This window comes from Pseudomonas sp. SO81 (genome assembly GCF_030374125.1).
GTDB lineage: Bacteria > Pseudomonadota > Gammaproteobacteria > Pseudomonadales > Pseudomonadaceae > Aquipseudomonas.
In genome coordinates, this window is the sequence record NZ_CP126126.1 from 4,227,631 (window position 1) to 4,246,642 (window position 19,012).

18 protein-coding genes are annotated in these 19,012 nt (G+C 66.8%); 10 read left to right on the forward strand and 8 right to left on the reverse strand.

Going from position 1 to position 19,012, the window contains the following annotated elements; genetic code table 11:
* Positions 1 to 3 precede the first annotated feature (3 nt).
* Positions 4 to 591, reverse strand: coding sequence for a UPF0149 family protein (locus OH686_RS20130; RefSeq protein ID WP_289534758.1), 588 nt, complete (start codon positions 589 to 591; stop codon positions 4 to 6).
* Positions 592 to 720: 129 nt separating this feature from the next.
* Between OH686_RS20130 and recQ the strand changes: the two genes are divergently transcribed.
* The 6 genes from recQ to OH686_RS20160 all read left to right on the forward strand — a co-directional run bounded on the left by recQ (position 721) and on the right by OH686_RS20160 (position 8,469).
* Positions 721 to 2,871 (forward strand): DNA helicase RecQ, encoded by a 2,151-nt coding sequence (recQ, locus tag OH686_RS20135; protein ID WP_289534759.1) that lies wholly within the window; start codon positions 721 to 723, stop codon positions 2,869 to 2,871.
* A 105-nt stretch (positions 2,872 to 2,976) separates the two neighbouring features.
* Positions 2,977 to 4,137 (forward strand): GGDEF domain-containing protein, encoded by a 1,161-nt coding sequence (locus OH686_RS20140; RefSeq protein ID WP_289534760.1) that lies wholly within the window; start codon positions 2,977 to 2,979, stop codon positions 4,135 to 4,137.
* Between the two features lie 85 nt (positions 4,138 to 4,222).
* Entirely contained in the window at positions 4,223 to 5,227 is a 1,005-nt protein-coding gene (locus tag OH686_RS20145; protein ID WP_289534761.1) for a DUF2804 domain-containing protein, read from the forward strand.
* A gap of 118 nt (positions 5,228 to 5,345) precedes the next feature.
* Positions 5,346 to 5,780, forward strand: coding sequence for a MarR family transcriptional regulator (locus tag OH686_RS20150; RefSeq protein ID WP_137971600.1), 435 nt, complete (start codon positions 5,346 to 5,348; stop codon positions 5,778 to 5,780).
* Between the two features lie 252 nt (positions 5,781 to 6,032).
* A complete protein-coding gene (locus tag OH686_RS20155) occupies positions 6,033 to 8,096 on the forward strand; it encodes a FimV/HubP family polar landmark protein (protein ID WP_289534762.1) in 2,064 nt (687 codons plus the stop codon).
* Between the two features lie 94 nt (positions 8,097 to 8,190).
* Complete coding sequence (locus OH686_RS20160; protein WP_137971601.1) at positions 8,191 to 8,469, forward strand: Rdx family protein; 279 nt, start codon at positions 8,191 to 8,193, stop codon at positions 8,467 to 8,469.
* On the opposite strand, the gene OH686_RS20165 is transcribed toward OH686_RS20160, so the two are convergent.
* The 3 genes from OH686_RS20165 to OH686_RS20175 all read right to left on the reverse strand — a co-directional run bounded on the left by OH686_RS20165 (position 8,466) and on the right by OH686_RS20175 (position 10,689).
* Positions 8,466 to 9,338, reverse strand: a complete 873-nt coding sequence (locus OH686_RS20165) for a DMT family transporter (protein ID WP_289534763.1) — start codon at positions 9,336 to 9,338, stop codon at positions 8,466 to 8,468. The genes OH686_RS20160 and OH686_RS20165 overlap by 4 nt on opposite strands.
* 174 nt (positions 9,339 to 9,512) lie before the next feature.
* The gene (locus tag OH686_RS20170; protein WP_279868186.1) at positions 9,513 to 9,848 is read right to left on the reverse strand and encodes a tRNA-binding protein; all 336 of its coding nucleotides are present in this window, start codon (positions 9,846 to 9,848) and stop codon (positions 9,513 to 9,515) included.
* Positions 9,849 to 9,939: 91 nt separating this feature from the next.
* Complete coding sequence (locus tag OH686_RS20175) at positions 9,940 to 10,689, reverse strand: helix-turn-helix domain-containing protein (RefSeq protein ID WP_289534766.1); 750 nt, start codon at positions 10,687 to 10,689, stop codon at positions 9,940 to 9,942.
* A gap of 133 nt (positions 10,690 to 10,822) precedes the next feature.
* Here OH686_RS20175 and OH686_RS20180 point away from each other — a divergent pair, with 133 nt between their 5' ends.
* The 3 genes from OH686_RS20180 to OH686_RS20190 all read left to right on the forward strand — a co-directional run bounded on the left by OH686_RS20180 (position 10,823) and on the right by OH686_RS20190 (position 13,592).
* Positions 10,823 to 11,632 carry a UDP-2,3-diacylglucosamine diphosphatase gene (locus tag OH686_RS20180; protein WP_289534767.1) on the forward strand — a complete coding sequence of 270 codons (810 nt, stop codon included), beginning with the start codon at positions 10,823 to 10,825 and terminating at the stop codon, positions 11,630 to 11,632.
* Positions 11,629 to 12,666 (forward strand): glycosyltransferase family 4 protein, encoded by a 1,038-nt coding sequence (locus OH686_RS20185; RefSeq protein ID WP_289534768.1) that lies wholly within the window; start codon positions 11,629 to 11,631, stop codon positions 12,664 to 12,666. The genes OH686_RS20180 and OH686_RS20185 overlap by 4 nt, the downstream gene beginning before the upstream one ends.
* 83 nt (positions 12,667 to 12,749) lie before the next feature.
* Positions 12,750 to 13,592, forward strand: a complete 843-nt coding sequence (locus OH686_RS20190; RefSeq protein WP_289534769.1) for a class I SAM-dependent methyltransferase — start codon at positions 12,750 to 12,752, stop codon at positions 13,590 to 13,592.
* Here OH686_RS20190 and OH686_RS20195 read toward each other — a convergent pair.
* From OH686_RS20195 to OH686_RS20205, 3 genes are all read right to left on the reverse strand, one after another.
* Entirely contained in the window at positions 13,582 to 14,970 is a 1,389-nt protein-coding gene (locus OH686_RS20195) for an adenylate/guanylate cyclase domain-containing protein (protein ID WP_137971608.1), read from the reverse strand. The genes OH686_RS20190 and OH686_RS20195 overlap by 11 nt on opposite strands.
* Positions 14,971 to 15,114: 144 nt before the next feature.
* A complete protein-coding gene (locus OH686_RS20200; protein WP_289534771.1) occupies positions 15,115 to 15,702 on the reverse strand; it encodes an HD domain-containing protein in 588 nt (195 codons plus the stop codon).
* Between the two features lie 164 nt (positions 15,703 to 15,866).
* Complete coding sequence (locus OH686_RS20205; protein WP_137971610.1) at positions 15,867 to 16,184, reverse strand: Mpo1-like protein; 318 nt, start codon at positions 16,182 to 16,184, stop codon at positions 15,867 to 15,869.
* A gap of 123 nt (positions 16,185 to 16,307) precedes the next feature.
* Between OH686_RS20205 and OH686_RS20210 the strand changes: the two genes are divergently transcribed.
* On the forward strand, positions 16,308 to 17,309 hold the full coding sequence (locus OH686_RS20210; RefSeq protein ID WP_289534773.1) for an AraC family transcriptional regulator: 1,002 nt from the start codon (positions 16,308 to 16,310) through the stop codon (positions 17,307 to 17,309).
* Positions 17,310 to 17,471: 162 nt separating this feature from the next.
* Here the strand turns inward: OH686_RS20210 and OH686_RS20215 are convergent, their stop codons facing one another.
* A complete protein-coding gene (locus tag OH686_RS20215; protein WP_289534775.1) occupies positions 17,472 to 18,926 on the reverse strand; it encodes a TrkH family potassium uptake protein in 1,455 nt (484 codons plus the stop codon).
* Between the last annotated feature and the right edge of the window lie 86 nt (positions 18,927 to 19,012).

Below are 19,012 nucleotides of genomic sequence, written 5' to 3' on the forward strand. Positions count from 1 at the left end.
GGCTTAGTGGTGGCGGGGTTTGAGAAGGGCTGGTTTCTCTTCCGGCGCCTGGCACAGCAGGAACAGGGCGGTGAGCAGTTCGGGGATCTGGTCGACCATGCTGTCCACCAGTTGGCGGTCGCGGGCGATCTCAGCGAATTCCGGCTGCTCGTCGAACAGGCCGGAGGCGACCATGATCGGCAGCAGCAACTCGCTGACTTCGTCTTCGGAGTCCTCGAACCACACGGCCTCGCGCAGGAACACGCCTTCCATGAAGCCGATGCACCAGCCGCGCAGGTCAGAGTCGTCCGGCTCGTCGCCGAGGTCGATGTCGCAGGGGATTTCCGGCTCGTCGTCGCTGGCCAGCTGGCGGGCGATGTGGGCCTTGAGCAGCTGCAGAGTGATTTCGATTTCTTCGCGCTCGGCCTCGCTGCGGTAGTGCGGTGGCTCGGCGAACAGGGCGTCGATCCACTCGCGCTCCGGCACCTGGTCGGGGCAGATGCAGAGGGCGGTCAGGTAGCCATGGGCGGCCACGTAGTCCAGAGCTTCTTCGTGCAGATCATCGGCATCGAGGAAGGCTTGCAGGCGGGACAATTGCTCGGCGAAGGACATCGTGGGACTACCTTGAGTGAGTAAACATCGGGATTCTAGCCGCCCAGGCCCGCAAAAGCACGGCCGACGGGCGATGGCCTGCCGCCGTCATCGCTCGCGTATACTGCGCCGCTTCATATGGAGACCGGCATGCTCGACCAGGCACCCAATTCCCAGGCACTGCGCATCCTCAAGGATGTTTTCGGCTACGACGCCTTCCGCGGCAAGCAGGCGGCGATCATCGAGCGCGTGGCCGCGGGTGGTGATGCACTGGTACTGATGCCCACCGGCGGCGGCAAGTCGCTGTGCTTCCAGGTGCCGGCGCTGCTGCGCGAAGGCCTGGCCGTGGTGGTCTCGCCGCTGATCGCACTGATGGAAGACCAGGTCGCCACGCTCGACGAATTAGGCGTGGCCGCCGTGGCGCTCAACTCGACCCTGAGCGCCGAGGAGCAGCGCGATATCGCCGAGCGCATTCGTCGCGGCGAGATCAAGTTCCTCTACGTGGCGCCCGAGCGCCTGGTGCAGCCGCGCATGCTGGACTTCCTGCAGCGCCTGCCGCAGCTCGCCCTGTTCGCCATCGACGAGGCGCACTGCGTGTCGCAGTGGGGCCACGACTTCCGTCCGGAATACCTGCAGCTGAGCCAGCTGGCCGAGTTGTTCCCCAATGTGCCGCGCATCGCCCTGACCGCCACGGCGGACATGCGTACCCGCGAAGAGATCGTCCAGCGTCTGCACCTGGAACGGGCCGAGCGCTTCCTCTCCAGCTTCGACCGACCGAACATCTTCTACCGCATCCAGCCCAAGGATCAGCCACGCAAGCAACTGCTGGCGTTCCTGGCTGCACGCAAGGGCGACGCCGGCATCGTCTACTGCCTGTCGCGCAAGAAGGTCGAGGAGGTGGCCGACTTCCTCAGCGCTCAGGGCTTCCCGGCGCTGCCGTACCATGCCGGCCTGCCCAACGAGCTGCGTGCCTACCACCAGAAGCGCTTCCTCAACGAGGAAGGCCTGATCATGGTGGCGACCATCGCCTTCGGCATGGGCATCGACAAGCCCAACGTGCGCTTCGTCTGCCACATGGATCTGCCCAAGTCGCTGGAGGCCTATTACCAGGAGACCGGTCGTGCCGGCCGCGATGGCTTGCCGGCGGACGCCTGGATGGCCTACGGCCTGCAGGACGTGGTGTTCCTCAAGCAGATGCTGGCCAACTCCGAGGGCGACGAGCGCCACAAGCGCATCGAGCAGCACAAGCTCGACGCCATGCTCGCCCTCTGCGAAGAAACCCGCTGCCGCCGCCAGGCCCTGCTGGCCTACTTCGACGAAGTGCTGGAGAAACCCTGCGGCCATTGCGACACCTGCGTCGACAACGTGCAGACCTGGGACGCCACCGAGCCGGCGCGCCAGGCCCTGTCGACCATCTATCGCAGTGGCCAGCGCTATGGCGTCGGCCACCTGGTCGACATCCTGCTGGGCCGCGAGAACGACAAGATCCGCGCCTCCGGCCATCAGCACCTGCCGGTGTTCGGCATCGGCAAGGCGCTGGCCGAAGGCGACTGGCGCACCCTGTTCCGCCAGCTGGTGGCGCGCGGCCTGGCCGACGTCGATCTGGACGGTTACGGCGGCCTGCGCCTGAGCGACGCCTGCCGCCCGCTGCTGCGCGGCGAAGTGACTCTGGAACTGCGGCGTGACCTCAAGCCGCAGCAAGCCGCCAAGGCCAGCGGCAGCAGCGCCAGCCAGCTGGTGCGTGGCGAGGAGCGCGAGCAGTGGGAGGCCCTGCGCACCCTGCGGCGCAAGCTGGCCGAGGAACACAGCGTGCCGCCCTATGTCATCTTCCCCGACTCGACGCTGCTGGAGATGCTGCGCAGTCAGCCGCGCAACCTGTCCGAGATGGCCCAGGTCAGCGGCGTCGGCGCACGCAAACTGGAACGTTATGGCGAAGCCTTCCTCGAAGTGCTCAACGGTGGTGAATCCGCCGAGGCGCCCAAGGCGGTCACCGATCTGCGCCACGAACTGGTCAGTCTGGCCCGCGCCGGCATGACGCCGGCGCAGATCGCCAGCCAGCTGAACTGCGGCGAGAAGAGCGTGTACAACCTGCTGGCCGAGGCCATCGCCAGCCAGCAGCTGTCGCTGGAGCAGGCGCTGGATCTGCCGGAGGTGCTGCTTGGCGAGATCCAGGATGCCTTCCTCGATGGCGAGGGCGAGCTGCCGCCGGTGGCGGCCATTGTCGAGCAGTTCGCCGGCCAAGTGCCGGAGGGCGTGCTGCACTGTGTGCGTGCCGCGCTGCAGGCCGAGTTCGAGGTCTGATGTCGCGCCGATAACGATTCTTTACGCCAATTCGTTGGCGGCAAACTTGTGACGTGTTTCTCAAAACGCTAGGGTTAGCCCAAGCGATCGATAAGCGAGGTCCTGGTGTCGCTGCATCCCGACTGGCTGGGCGAGGTTCCGCCCAATCCCTACGCCGAGCAACTGTCTCGCGGCTATCGCTTGTTGCGTTTCGCCCCGTCCCTGGAGCGGGAATATCGCGCCTACGTGCTGCGCGACACCCTGGAGCTGAAACGGGTCGCGGTGGTCTATGCCCTGCTGGTCTGGCTGGCCTTCGCCGGTGTCGATATCTGGATGATCGAGGGGCCGCTGCTGGCGGCCCTGCTGGCCATTCGCGCCGGCGTGGGGCTGCTGCTGCTGGCCTGCGGACGGGTGATCCTCAGTCGTCGCCACTCGCAGCTGGCGGCGCCGCTGGGCATCGCCTGCATCGGCGCCATGGGCTTTGGCGCGGCGGCCATCATCGCCCTGGGGCATAGTCAGGACCCGTCCTTCCCTTATGAGGGGCTGCTGCTGGTCTGCATCGCCGCCTACTTCCTGGTCGGCCTGCGCCTGGTCGAGGCGGTCATCACCTCGTTTCTGGTGCTGCTCGCCTACGGCCTGTTCGAGTGGCTCGGCGGCCTGGCCCCGGAGCGCCTGTTCAACAACCTGCTGTTCCTGCTGGCCGGCAACCTGATCGGTGCGATCGGCTGCTACCAGCTGGAGCTGAAGTCGCGCGAGCACTTTCTGGTCAGCGGCCTGCTGCGCGTGCTGGCCGATCAGGACGGCCTGACCGGCCTGCACAACCGGCGCAGTTTCTACCGCGAGCTGGGCCGCCTGTGGCGCCAGGCGCAGCGCGAAGAGCGCTCGCTGGCGCTGCTGCTGTGCGATGTCGACCACTTCAAGGCGTACAACGATCACTACGGGCACCAGGCCGGCGACCGCGCCTTGCAGCAGGTTGGCGAGGTGTTGCTGCAGGCGGCGCGGCGTCCACTGGACATGGCGGCGCGCCTGGGCGGCGAAGAGTTCGCCGTGTTGCTCTACGACATCTCGGCGAGTGAGGCCAGGCAGCGCGCCGAGACCCTGCGCCAGAGCCTGGAGGCCCGCGCTATCGAGCACGCGGGTTCGCAGACGGCGACGGTGCTGACCCTCTCGGTCGGCGTATGTTGCCTGCAACCGGCGGCGGACCTGGCCATGGACAGTCTGTTCGAGCATGCCGACCGTGCCCTTTACGAGGCCAAGGCCTTCGGTCGCAACCAGGTGGTGACCTGAAGCGCCCCCCGTGCTGGCGTGAATCGTCCCTGGCAGCCTTCGACGCGACTGCTAGCATCGGCGCTTTCCTCTGCCGGCAGTAATCATGGAACGACTGATCCAGGCCAACGGCCAACCCCATTACGGCATCTTCCCGGCCGCACCGGGCCAGGTGAACTGGCGCGATTTCGACTTCCGCTCGCCCATGGGACGCCGCCTCGGCACCCTGGCCAAGTGGCGGCGCTTTCATCAGTTCCAGTACTTCGGCATCGTCAGTGACGAGCTGATCGGCGGCTGCGCCCTGGCCGACATCAGCCTGCTCACGGCGGGCTTCGTCTACCTGTTCCACCCGGCCAGCGGGCGCATGATCGAGCGCGAGTTCAAGCGGCCGCTGGGGCATGGCACTGCGTTCTCGCAGCAGCCCAACGACGGCCTCTGCGAGTTGCGCAGCGGCGCCAACCTGTTGCGCCTGGACAACCGCGGCAGCGACAAGCACCTGCTGGTGGAGCTGGACGACGGCACGCGCATCGAGGCGAGCTTCTCCGAGCAGCAATTCGCGCCCATGTGCATCTGCACGCCGACGGCGGTGAACGGCTGGGTCTATGCGCAGAAGGTCGCCGGCGTGCGCTGCCGGGGCAGCGTGCGCAGCGAGCTGGGGGACTTCGACCTGCAGGCGCTGAACGCCTTCGCCCACCACGACTGGTCGGCCGGCTACATGCGCCCGGAGACCTTCTGGAACTGGGCCTGCCTGTCCGGCGAGGTGGCCGGCACACGAGTGGGGCTGAACCTGTCCTGCGGCGTCAACGAGACCAGCTTCAGCGAAAACTGCTATTGGCTGGACGGCGCCCTGATGCCGGTCGGCGGCGTGCACTTTCAGTTCGATCGCAACGACCCGTTGAAACCCTGGCGCATCGTCTCTGGCGACGGTCAGGTGGAGCTGAACTTCCGCGGCCACGGCCTGCATCGCGAGCAACTGAACCTGGGCGTGCTGGCCAGCAACTTCAAGCAGGTGTTCGGCTGCTTCCAGGGTACCCTGCGCCCGCCGGGCAGGCCGCCGCTGGTGATCGACAACCTGTGGGGCTTCGTCGAGGATCAGTATGTCAAATGGTGACAGCGGGCTTGGCGACTCGCTTTCTCGGAGTTATGGTTAGTTGACTAATAATTAGGTTTTTCTGCTGTCCACACGATTCGGGGAGTGGGCGGCGGCAGAGACCAGTGAGAGTCTTCTTATGCACAACTTCGCGCACCACAGTTTCGGTATGCAGCTGGCCCAGCTTTCCCGCGCCTGGCGCGCCGAGCTGGACCGGCGTCTCTCCGGCCTCGGCCTGTCCCAGGCACGCTGGCTGGTTCTCCTCCACCTGGCCCTGCTCAAGGAGGCGCCGACCCAGCGTGAGTTGGCGCAGACCGTGGGCGTGGAGGGGCCGACCCTGGCCCGCCTGCTCGATGGCCTGGAGTCCCAGGATCTGGTGCGGCGCATCGCCGTGCCGGAAGACCGTCGGGCCAAGAAGGTGGTGCTCAGCGCCAAGGCACGGCCGCTGATCGAGCAGATCGAGAGCATTGCCCTGCAGCTGCGCAAGGAGCTGTTCGCCGGCGTCAGCGAAGAAGAGCAGCGCCTGTGCCAGAGCGTTCACGCACGCATTCTGGGCAATCTGGAAAAGACCTGAGCTACAGGTCTTTCCGTTACATACAAGCATTTACCTATCGCGATTTAGCATAAATCGCCGTTGGCGTTTGTTTCGGTGCTTTCTTAAGCTGCCCTTATGCTCGCCAGTTCGGTACACGCGTACCACCTCTCTGGGCGGGCTTGCCGGGCCGCAAGGGAGCGCCTGCCCGACAGTGTGAGCACACGCCAGACCCGCCGGGGATAATCATTACGCCCAGGGATATGCCGGTCAGGCCGTGTCGGGGAGGAGCCTATGGCTCGTATCCGTCACCTGCTGCTGGGCCTCGCCTCGGGGTCTGTCTTCTATTCGGGCCTGGTGCCTGCCCTGGGGTTGGGCGAAATCAGTTTGCACTCGGCGTTGAACCAGCCGCTCGACGCGCAGATCGAACTGCTCGAAGTCGGCGACCTGAGCGCCGACGAGATCAAGGTACGTCTGGCCAGCGTCGAAGACTTCAATCGCGCCGGTGTCGATCGTTTCTACTTTCTCAACGACCTGCGCTTCACCCCGGTGCTGGGCGGTGGACGCAACCTGATTCGGGTGGCGTCCAGCAAGCCGGTGCGCGAGCCGTACCTGAACTTCATCATCGAGGTGGCACGCCCGGGAGGCAGCCTGCTGCGCGAATACACGGTGCTGATCGACCCGCCAGGCTCGGCCGCCTTCAGCCCGCAGGCGAGCCTGGCGCAGCAGCCCCGGGAAGCTGCGGCGCCGGTGGTACGCCCGGCGACACCGCGGGCAATGCCGCTGGCCAGCCGTGGCGAGCGCTATCGGGTGCAGCGTGGCGACAGCCTGTGGACCATCGCCGGGCGCCTGCAGGCCGGCGGCAGCACGAGTAGCCGCGAAGCGCTGATGGCCGACCTGCATGCGCTCAACCCAGACGCGTTCAGCGGCGGTGATCGCAATCGTCTGCGCGCCGAGGCCGAGCTGTTGTTGCCCGACTCGGCATCGGCCGCGCCAGTCGCTAGCAATGCGCCGGTCGCACAAGCGATCGACCAGCCCGCCGAGCAGCCGGCCGCCGTAGCACCGCTCGAGGTTGAGCGGCGCCAGGTGGATGCCGAGCTGGCCGGCGTCACCGCGCAGAACCAGGAACTGCGCAGCGCTGTGGACGCTCTGCAGAGCCAGCTGGTCCAGCTGCAGGCGCAGATGGCCGAGAAGGATCGCCAGCTGCAGCAGATCCGCGACGATCTGCAGCAGCGACAGTCGACGCCCGCGCCCGTGGTTGCCGAGCCGCAACCGGTGGCTCCACCTGCCAGCCAGCCCGCCCCGCCGCCGGCCGAGCGCGGCTGGGGTTGGGCGCTGTGGCTGGGCAGCGCCTTGCTGATCCTCATCCTGCTGGTAGGGGCCTGGCTCCTGGGGCGCCGGCGCCCGGTGCGCGAGCCCGAGCCACAGAGCCGACCTATCGCGCCCGAGTCCAGGCCGGAGGTGCAGGTGCCGGCCAGGCCGCAGCCAGCGGTAGTGCCCGAGCCGCCGCTAGAGGTCGAAGCGGAGATCGAGGAAGACGAGGAGGTGCCCCAGCCTGTCGCAGTGGCACCGCCCCCTGCGCGGCGTATGCCCGCCAGCGCGGCCGACCCGCTGGAGGGGGCCAATATCTATATCGCCTATGGGCGCTTCGCCGATGCCGGCAATGTCCTGCGCAAGGCGTTGATCCAGCATCCCGAGCGGCTCGATCTGCACCTGCGCCTGTTCGAGGTGTACGGCGAGCTGGGCGATGCCGCCGCCTTCTTCGAGCAGGAGCGCCGGCTGCGCGAGCTGGGCGCCAGCCACGTGCAGGTTGACCAGATCCGTGCGCGCTACGCCGCCCTGCAACGTCCGCAGCAGGATGTGCCGCTGGCCGACGCGGTGCTGCAGCTGGACGAGCCGGAGCCGCTCGCGGTGGCGCCGGACGAGTTCCAGCTCAATCTCGACGACCTGTCGCTGGACGCCGACTGGGATCTGGTCAGCCCGTTCCGGCCAGAGCAGTCGGGGCGGGCGCGGGCCGCGCAGGAGCAGGCGCCCGATCCGCATTTCCGCTCCAATCTGCAGGAGCTGCCGGAAGTGCTGGAGATGGAGGTGCTGGAGTCCTTCGCCGAGCTGCCCCAGGAGCGGGTGCTGGACGACGACCTGTCGCTGGAGCCGGCCAAGGAGCCCAAGGGGCCGCTGCACAGCGACCTGGATCACCTGGCCGGCAACCGCGAGCATCTGGTCAAGCTGAACCTGGCGCTGGCCTATATCGAGCAGGGCGACATCGGTAGCGCCTGCGACATTCTCAACGAGGTGATCAGCGAGGGTGACGAGGAGGAGCGCGAGCGCGCCCGGGAGCTGTTGGCGAAGATCGCATGATCAAGGGCGGGAAGGCCGACGCCGTGGCATGCCCACGGCGTTGTCCTTTCTACGGCGCTATCATGGCGCCCCGATTCAGGCCAGGAGCCGCCGTATGACCAGCAAACCCGAGGTGGTGATCACTTACTGCACCCAGTGCCAATGGCTGCTGCGTGCCGCCTGGCTGGCCCAGGAGCTGCTCAGTACCTTCGCCGACGAACTGGGCATGGTCAGCCTGCAGCCGGGCACCGGCGGGGTGTTCCGCATCGTCTGCGACGGCGTGCAGCTGTGGGAGCGCAAGGCCGATGGCGGCTTCCCCGAGGCCAAGGTGCTCAAGCAGCGCCTGCGCGACCTCATCGACCCCGAGCGCGACCTGGGCCATAACGACCGCTAGGCCATATCCTCGACACTCGCCGCACGCTTGCTCAGGCGCGCCGAGAGCACCGTGGCCAGCAGGATCAGCGCGCCGCCGAACAGCATGCGCAGGCCGGGCTGCTCGTTGAACAACCACCAGGCGAAGGCGATGCCGTAGACCGGCTCCAGGGCGAATACCACCGAGGCGCTGCGCGCATTGAGCACGCGCAGGCTGGCGACGAACAGGCTGTGCGCCAGCGCCGTGCATAGCAGGCCGAGCAGGCCGATCCACAGCCAGTCCAGCGCACGCACCTCGGGTAGCGCCGACCAGGCCAGTGGCAGGCTCACCAGCAGGATCGCCAGGTTCTGCCACAGCGCGGCCTGGGCCGGCTTCACCCCGGCCGTGGTGGCACGGTTGGACACTGAGACCAGGGCGAACAGCAGGCCGGAGAAGATCGCCCAGGCCAGGCCGATGGTGGCATCGCTGCCCAGGTCGAAGTGCGGGGTGACCAGCACCAGACCGAGGCTGACCAGGGCCACTACGCCCCATTCGGCCAGGCGCACCTTCTCGCGGAACAGCAGCCCCTCGAGCAGCACGGTAAAGGCCGGGAAGCTGGCGAAGCCGAGGGTGGCCACCGCCACGCCCGAGACTTTCACTGCGATGAAGAACGCCCACCAGTGCCCGCCCAGCAGCAGGCCGGCGCCAGCCAGGGCCAGGCGTCGGCGCCAGCTGATGGCCGCCAGCGGCTCGCCCAGGCGGGCGAATACGCCGAGGGCGGCGACGGCGAACAGGGCGCGGCCGAACACGATCACCAGCGGTGCAGCCAGCGCCAGCTTGCCGAAGATGCCGGACAGGCCGAAGAACAGGGCGCCCAGGTGCAGGGCGAAGATGGCGGTGCGGTGTTGCATGGACTTTCCCAGGGGACAGAGTGAATAGATGAAGAGTCCTTTCAAGGCCTTGCGAGCTAGAGCCAGGCTAGGCAAAACTGGCCGAGGGAGCGGAGTTTACTTGCTGTAAATGAGCATCCCGAGGCCGGTTTTAACGACGCATGGCCGAAGCGCAGTGAGGTATTGAAATGGCTCTCAGGCCAGGCGCGCGCCATTGGGTAATGGCTTGTCGAAGCTGGCCAATACCACCTTGCCGTCCTGATCGTAGACGCCGGTTACCAGCACTTCGGAGCGCACGCCGGCGATCCGCTTGGGCGCGAAGTTGCACACGCACAGCACCTGGCGGCCGATCAGTTCCGCGGCGCCATAGTGGGCGGTGAGCTGGGCGCTGGAGGTCTTCACCCCGAGCTCGCCGAGGTCCACTTCCAGCACGTAGGCCGGCTTGATCGCCTTGTCGTTGGGGTAGGCGTTGAGCAGGGTGCCGACGCGCAGCTCCACGCGCTCGAAGTCCTGCCATTCGATGGTCTGCATGACGACAACTCTCCTGATGATCGGCAGAGTCTAGGCGTGCCGCGCACAGCGGTCTGTCGCAGGACTCGCGGAGTTTGTCGCGCGACTCGCGTCAGGCGCTGGTGCGCAGCTGACGCGGCGTCAGGCCGAACTCGCGGACCAGCGCCGCGGTGAAGGCGCTCTGCGAGTCGTAGCCGACCCGCGCGGCGATCTCGCCCACCGGCAGGCGGCTCTGCAGCAGCCAACGGCGGCCCAGTTGCAGGCGCAGTGCGCGAACATGTTCCATCGGCGTGTGGCCGGTCTCGGCGAGAAAGCGCGCATGGAAGCGCGCCGCCGACAGGCCGCACAGGCGCGCCAGGTCGGCGACCTGCAGCGGATGGGCGCAGTGGCGCTCGATGTAGGCATCGATCCTCGCCAGCGGCAGGCCGAGGGTGATCGGTGCGGGCGCGGCGGCGTTGCTCAGGCTGGCCAGCAACAGGGCGGCGCCTTGCTGGCCGATCACTTCGTCGTTGATCGGGCTGGCTGCCAGCCAGTTGACCAGTTGGCCCTGAGCCGGGTCGAGCTGCAAGCGGCCGGGGCGTTCCAACAGGCGGCGACTAGCATCGGCGTGGTGGCCGAGACGCTGCTGCAGCCAGCCATCCATCGGCACATCCAATACCAGGCACTGGCTGCCCAGGGGGCTGGCGCAGGCGTGGTGAGCGCCCGGCGGCACCACGGCCAGGCTCAGGCTGGAGACCTGGCAGCCGCGCCCGCCCACTTCGAAGTCCAGCTGGCCGCTGAGGCCGAATACCAGCTGGGCATGCTCGTGGCTGTGGGCGATCTGTTCGTGGTGGTAGTGGCGCAGGGAGAGCAGCTGTTGCATGGCGAACTCCTGATCGAGCGGTCAGTGTACATGCCGGAGCAGCCGCGCTGGTTGTCATCTAATCGTCATTCGCCTGTCATGGTCATTTCACCGCTGGCGCGCAATCTCGGCTAAACCCAGCCGGAGTCCGCCCATGAGCATCGCCGAGCGCAGCAAGCCCAGCCGCAAGCAGCATGTCCGCACCCTGTGGATTTCCGATGTCCACCTCGGTACCCGCGATTGCCAGGCCGAGCGCCTGGCCGGGTTCCTCAAGCGCTACCAGGCCGACCGCATCTACCTGGTCGGCGACATCATCGACGGCTGGAAACTGCGCGGTGGCATCTACTGGCCGCAGGCGCACACCAACGTGATCCGCCGCCTGCTGACCATGAGCAAGCGCGGCACCGAGGTGATCTACGTCACCGGCAACCACGACGAGTTCCTGCGCCGCTATTCCACGCTGATGCTCGGCAATATCCAGCTGGTCGACGAGGCGGTGCACACCACGGCAGACGGTCGCCGCCTGCTGGTGATCCACGGCGACCAGTTCGACGTGATCACCCGCTACCACAAGTGGCTGGCCTTCCTCGGCGACTCGGCCTACGAGTTCACCCTGACCCTCAACCGCTGGCTCAATCACTGGCGCGAGCGCTGGGGCTACGGCTACTGGTCGCTGTCGGCGTTTCTCAAGCACAAGGTCAAGACGGCGGTGAACTTCATCAGCGACTTCGAGGAGTCCATCGCCCACGAATGCGTCAAGCGCGGCCTGGACGGCGCCGTCTGCGGCCATATCCACCATGCCGAGATCCGTCGGGTCGGCGGCGTCGAGTACATGAACTGCGGCGACTGGGTGGAATCCTGCACGGCGCTGATCGAGCACCTGGACGGCAGCATCCAGCTCTACCGCCTGGCCGATGAGCAGGCGCAGGCCGACGCGCTGGCGACTCTCGGGCAGGCGGCATGAGGATTCTCATCGTCAGCGATGCCTGGCATCCCCAGGTCAACGGCGTGGTTACCAGCCTGCAGGCGCTGGTCGGCGAGCTGCGCGGCCTCGGTCATCTGGTCAAGGTGCTGTCGCCGCAGGACTTCAGCCACCTGCCGTGCCCGAGCTACCCGGAGATTCCCCTGGCCTGGGACCTGTGGCGGGTCGGCCCGGCCATCCGCGATTTCCGTCCGGACTGCGTGCACCTGGCCACCGAAGGCCCGCTGGGTTGGGCGGCGCGGCACTGGCTGACGCGGCGCGGGCTGGTGTTCTCCAGCGCCATCCACACCCGCTTCCCCGAGTACGTGCATACCCGCTGGGCGTGGCTGCCGCTGAGCTGGGGCTACGCCTACCTGCGCCGCTTCCATCGGCCCAGCCAGGCGGTGCTGGTGAGCACCGAGCGCCTGCGCGAGGAGTTCGCCACCCAGGGCCTCGGTCGGCTGCGGCTGTGGCGCAAGGGGGTGGACCGCGCGTGCTTCCGCCCGCAGCTGCAAGCCCCGGCCGAGCCGGTGTTTCTCTACGTCGGCCGCCTGGCGGCGGAGAAGAACCTGCGGGCGTTCCTCGACCTGGAACTACCGGGCGAGAAACGCGTGGTCGGCGATGGTCCGGAACGGGCGGTGCTGGAGCACGATTACCCGCAGGCACGTTTCCTCGGCTTCCAGCAGGGCGAGGCGCTGGCGCAGTCCTTCGCCGGCGCCAGCGTGCTGGTGTTCCCCTCGCGCACCGACACCTATGGCCTGGTAATGCTCGAGGCGCTGGCCTGCGGCACGCCGGTGGCGGCATTCCCGGTGGCCGGGCCGCTGGATGTGCTGGAGCAGGGCGTTACCGGGGTGATGGCCGAGGACCTGGGCCTGGCCTGCCGGGCGGCGCTGCAGCTGGACCGCGCGGTGTGCGCCGAACGGGCCGCGCACCAGTCCTGGCGCGCCTCGGCCCTAGAGTTCCTGGCGACGCAGCCGTTGCTGGATGACGAGCCGTGCGGCGAGCTGGCCGACGTGGCCGGATTGCCGACGACCTGACGCCCCGGCGAAACGCCGGGGCTTGACCTCAAGTCGACTTGAACCGGCAGAGTACTCCCATCGACCATACGAAGGAGCACTCTATGACTCTGCAAGCCTTGTTCGACGAACAGAGCCGACTGTGGAACGGCGCAGCCGGCCAGGCCTGGGTGGAGTCCCAGGCTCTGCTGGACGCCCTGTTCGCCCCCCTGGAACCGCTGCTGCTCGACGGTCTGCAGGCCCACGAGCGGGTGCTGGATATCGGCTGCGGCACCGGCGCCACTACCCTGGCCGCGGCGCGTCGCCAGGCTGCCGACTGCGTCGGTGTCGATGTCTCCGCGCCGATGCTGGCCCTGGCCCAGGCGCGTGCCGAGCGCGAGGGCAGCCGGGCGCGGTTCGTCTGCGCCGATGCGCAGAGCCACGGGTTCGAACCCGCCAGCTTCGATCGGCTGATCTCGCGCTTCGGCGTGATGTTCTTCGCCGATCCCCGGGCCGCCTTCGCCAACCTGCGCCGGGCGGCCAGCGACGCGGCGAAGCTGCGCCTGATCGTCTGGCGCAGCGCCGCGGAAAATCCCTTCATGACCCTGGCCGAGCGCACAGCCGCGCCCTGGCTGCCGCAGCTGCCGGTACGCCGCCCGGGCGCGCCGGGGCAGTTCGCCTTCGCCGAGGCGCAGCGGGTGCGCGAGCTGCTGGCGGCGAGCGGCTGGGATCGCGTGGAGATACGCCCGCTGGACGTGCCGCTGAGTATGCCGGAGCCCGCGCTGGTGCCTTACCTGAGCCGGCTGGGGCCGGTCGGCATCGCGCTGCAGGAGCTGGAGGAGGGCGCCAGGGCGGCGCTGGTCGAGCGCTTGCGCGCGGCCTTCGCGCCGTTCGTGCGGGGTGAGCGGGTGGAGTTCGAGGCGGCCTGCTGGCTGATCGAAGCGCGGGCCGCTGCGCTTAGAGGATGATTTTGTCGCGCAGCTTCTCGGCGGCCTGGTTGAGCGCCTGGATGACCTTCTCCTTGTCGTAGTTCTGGATGCCGTTGGTATCCAGGTACATGGAGAAGCCCGGCAGCTCGTGCTCGACGTAGCTGGAACGGGCGCCCAGGTCGCGGCGGAAGTCCACCACCTGGTAGATCTGCACCGGGCGGCTGAAGCCCTTGACCACGATCTGGCCCTTGTCGCGGCACATGATCACGTCCTTGATCAGCGAGTAGGTCTCGTGGGAGATGAGGATCTCGCCGGCTTCCGAGGAGCTTTCCAGGCGGCTGGCCAGGTTCACTTCGCGGCCGATGATGGTGTAGTCCATGCGCGTGTCGGCGCCGAAGTTGCCCACGGTGCAGTAGCCGGTGTTGAGGCCCATGCGGATCTCCAACGGCTTGGTGATGCCCTGGGCGCGCCACTGCTGGCGCAGCACCTTCATGTGCTTGCGCATGGCGATGGCCATGGACACGGCGTTCACCGCGTCCTTCTTGGCGCCCTGGCTGGAGGGGTCGCCGAAGAACACCAGCACGCTGTCGCCGACAAACTTGTCGATGGTGCCGCCGTACTTGAGGGCGATCTTCGACATCTCGTTGAGGTAAGTGTTGAGCAGGTCGGTGAGCTGCTCGGCTTCCAGCTCCTCGGCCAGCTCGCTGAAGCCCTTGATGTCGGAGAAGAACACGGTGAGTTTCTTGCGCTGGGTCTCCAGGCGCACGTGCTTCTTGCCGCTGAAGATCATTTCCCAGACCTGCGGCGAGAGGTACTTGGCCAGGTTGCGTGCCAGGCGCGCGGCCTTTTCCTGCTCGCGCTTGATCTCGATGCGTGCCTGGGTCAGGCGCATGCCCTGCTCGTGGACGAAGAAGGCGGTGATGCAGATATACAGGGTGGTCAGCAGGATGCTGGTCATCGCTACCAGGCTGGGGCTTGCGATATTGATTTCCGGATGAATCAGCGCGGTGTTCAGCGCCATGCTGCCCAGGGCGATCAGCAGGGCCAGGCCCATGTTGCGCAGGCCGCCGGCGATCAGCGAGCTGAACGCCAGGGTCAGCAGGAACATCAGCGTCGGCACTATCGAGAAGCCCATCAGCACGCCGGCGGCGCCGGCATGGATGGCGTCGAGGAACAGCAGGATCAGATTGGTCTGCTGCGGATGATCGCGCTTGAAGCGGTTGCCCAGGTGATAGGCCAGGTGCGGGTAGAGCAGGGCGTACGGCACCATCCACAGGATGTTGTAGCCGAAGTGGTTGCTATAGGTACCGGCAGCAACGGCAGCAGCGGGGGCGATGTAGGCCAGCACCCGCGAATAATATTCGCGGAGCAACGGGGCAGGCTGCGCCCTGGGTGTTTCCTGGACGTTGGACTTCATGGATGGAGCGATCCCTGATGTTTTCTGACGCTTCTGACGAGCGCCTGAACGGCTGCAAGACCTGAGCCAAGGCTATGGCGGGTAGGGGATCATAACCAGCTGCCATTCGGCGGCCAAGCGTGGCCGCCGAATGGCGAAATGCAATCACGCCGGCTGGCGCTCCATGGCGGCCTTGTACAGCGACTGTCGGGGCTGGGCGAATACCCGGCGCAGCATGGGCTCGAAGAACTCCAGCGGCAGCACCTCGCCCTGCGGGTCGAAGGCTGCGGCGTCGTAGCGGGCGCAGAACTCGATGGTCGCGTGGTACTGCGGGTGGTCCTTGAACTGCTCGCGCAGATGGCGATCCATGCCCAGGTGATGGAAGAAGTAGTAGCCCTGGAAGATGCCGTGCTTCTCGACCATCCAGTGGTTCTCGGCGCTGACGAACGGCTTGAGCATGGCCGCGGCGATATCCGGGTGGTTGTAGGTGCCAAGGGTGTCGCCGATATCGTGGAGCAGGGCGCAGACCACGTATTCCTCGTCACGGCCGTCGCGGTAGGCCAGGGTGGCGGTCTGCAGCGAGTGGCTCAGGCGGTCGATGGGAAAACCGCCGAAGTCTCCGTCGAGCAGGCGCAGGTGACTGAGGATGCGGTCGGGCAGCCGGGTGGCGTACTGGGCGAAATCCTTGGCGATGATCGCCCAGTCATCTGCCGTGCCGTCTTCCATATGGGTGAAGCGGGCATGTGCATTCATTAGGCGTCCTCTTGTTATTGGTTGGGACTGCGCACGGATACGATCTTGCGAGCTAGAGCCAGACAAGGCAGAAGTGGCCGAAGGAGCGCAGTTTACGAGCTGTAAATGAGCATCCGAGACCGCTTCTAACGCCGACTGGCCGACGCGCAGCAGGTCGTATGGCCTCAGAAACGGATACGGCCGGTGAAGGCGTCCTTGAGCATCACCCAGTCGCCCATCAGGCTGTACAGCGGGTACTTGAAGGTGGCCGGCTTGTTCTTCTCGAATACGAAGTGGCCGACCCAGGCGAAGCCGTAGCCGGCCAGCGGCAGGGCCAGCAGCCACAGCCACTGCTGGGTGACGACAGCGTAGGCGAGGATGCTCAGCACCAGCAGGCTGCCGACGTAGTGCAGGCGGCGGCACACATCGTTGCTGTGCTCCTGCAGGTAATAGGGGTAAAACTCGGCGAAGCTGTTGAAGCGATCGGTGGTTTCGGCGCTCATGGCGTACCTCCTGTCATTGTCGACGCCAGTCTATGCGGACTGTCTTCCGCGGCCAGTGACATACAGGGCCAGTTTAGTATCCTCTTGGCGCCAGACCGTGCTGACCAACGATAAGAACAAACGATGAGCGAACGTACCACATCCTCCAGCTGGGCTTCCGGCATCGTCCAGGCCCTGGAGCTGGGCGGCGTCGACTGCCGCGCGCTGTTCGCCCGCCTGGGGCTCGACTATGCGGCCCTGACCGACCCCGACGCGCGCTTCCCGCAGGATGCCATGACCCGACTCTGGCACCTGGCGGTGGAGGCATCCGGCAACCCGGCCATCGGCCTGAACATGGCCAAGGTGGTCCGGCCGGCGTCCTTCCATGTGGTGGGCTATGCGCTGATGTCCAGCCGCAACCTGCTGGAGGGCTTCAATCGCCTGGTGCGCTACCAGCGCATCATCGCCGAGGGCTCGGACCTGTGCCTGCGCCCCTCGCCCGAGGGCTATGAGCTGATCCAAGCGATTCATGGCGACCGTCTGCCGCCGGCGCGGCAGAGCTCCGAGGCGTCGCTGGCCTATTCCCTGGCGTTCTGCCGCTGGCTCACCGGCAAGCCGATCACGCCGCTGCTGGTCAGCTTCCAGGGCCCTGCGCCGGCCAATCTGGAGCTGTACCAGCAGGTGTTCCAGGCGCCGTTGAAGTTCAATGCCGAGCACTACTCGCTGCTCTACGCCCGCGCCGATCTGGAGACTCCGCTGCCCTCGGCCAACGAGGCGCTGGCGCAGCTGCATGACCGCTTTGCCGGCGAGTATCTTGCGCGCTTCTCCGAGAGTCGGGTGACCCATCAGGTACGCCAGGTGCTGTGCCGCCTGCTGCCCCAGGGAGAGCCCAAGCGCGAGGCGGTGGCCCAGGCGCTGCTGCTGTCCGAGCGCACCCTGCAGCGGCGCCTGCAGGAGGAGGGCACCAGCTACCAGCAGCTGCTCGACGACACCCGCCGCGAGTTGGCCGAGCAGTACCTGGCCCAACCCAACCTGACCCTGCTGGAGGTCGCCTATCTGCTCGGCTTCGCCGACCCCAGCAACTTCTTCCGCGCCTTCCGCCGCTGGTTCGATGCCACGCCCGGTGAGTACCGCGCGCGGTTGTGAACTCGCCGGCAGCTCGGTGTGCGCAGCGTGGCCAAGCGTAGCGAGCGGTCTGCTGGCTAGGCGCCCCGCAGCGAAAGGCGAGACATAGCGTCCGCTAGGCGAGCCTTGAGCGAGGACGCAACGACGCCAGTGGGACGCGCAGTAGCTTGGCCACGCTGCGCGTCAGTGGCGCCAGAAGGCGGGGAGGAGGAGTACCAGTACGGTAAGGATTTCCAGCCTGCCCAGCAGCATGCCGGCACTCAGCAGCCACTTGGCCGTGTCCGGCAGGCTGGAGAAGTTGCCGGCCGGGCCGATGATCGGGCCCATGCCCGGGCCCACACCGGACACCGTGCTGGCCGCGCCGGACAGCGCGGTGATCCAGTCCAGCCCGCACAGGCTCAGGGCCAGTGCCAGGGCGGCGATGGTGATGGTGAAGAAGAACGAGAAGGCCAGGATCGAGCGGACGATATCCTCGTCCAGGCGATGGCGGTTGTACTGCTGCTTGATCACCGCGCGCGGGTGCACCAGCTGCATCAGGTTGGCCTTGAGCAGGATGAAGGCGACCTGGAAGCGGAATACCTTGAGGCCCCCGGCGGTGGAGCCGGAGCAGCCGCCGATGAATCCCAGGTAGAAGAACAGCATGGTCGAGAAGCCGCCCCACAGGCTGTAGTCGCCGAGGGCGAAGCCGGTGGTGGTCATGATCGAGGTGGTGTTCACCGCCACGTGGCGCAGGGCCTCGAACCAGTGCAACTGAGTGGTCAGGGTGTACCAGGTGGCCAGCACCAGCCAGCTGCCGAGCAGCACGAACATGAAGCCGCGCACCTGCTCGTCGCGGATCAGCGCCCGGTAGTTGCCGCGCAGGGTGGAGACGTACAGCACGAACGGTAGGCTGCCGAGAATCATCACCACCACCGCCACCCAGTGCACGGCCGGCTGCTGCCATTTGGCCAGGGAGGCATCGGAGGTGGAGAAACCGCCGGTGGAGATCGCCGACATGGCGTGGTTGATCGCATCGAATAGGTTCATTCCGGCCAGCCAGAAGCCCAGTACCGCCAGGGCGCTGAGACCGACATAGGCCACCACCATGTACTTGGCCACCATGTGCGAGCGCGGCATGACCTTGTCCGAGCGGTCCGAGGATTCGGTCTGGAACAGGCGCATGCCGCCGATGCGCAGCATCGGCAGAATCGCCACGGCCATGGCGATGAAGCCGATGCCGCCCAGCCAGTGCAGCAGCGAGCGCCAGATCAGGATGCCCGGCGACATGCTGTCGAGGCCGATGAAGATGGTGGCGCCGGTCGCGGTGATGCCGGACATGCTCTCGAAGTAGGCATCGGTGAAGCTGGCGTGCTGGGTGAAGATGAACGGCAGGGTGGCGAACAGCGAGACCAGCAGCCAGCTGGACACGGTCAGCATGTACATGTCGCGTGGTCGCAGCTGGCCGTGCTGCGGGCGGCCCTGGGCGATCATCACGATGCCGGCGACGAAGGTGATCAGGCTGGACCAGAGAAAGGCGTTGATGCCCTGCGGCTGCTCGAACACCAGCAGGGTGCCGACCGGCACCAGCATGCTCACCGCCAGGGTGATCAGGAAGATGCCGTTGATGAAGGCGAGGATGCGTAGGGTAGGCAGAGACATCGGGTTCCTTTCCGCGTGGTTGCCTTGAGTCTAGTGCGCCGGCATTGCGGGAGCCGGCTAGGCTGCGGTGGGGCGCCATTCTACCT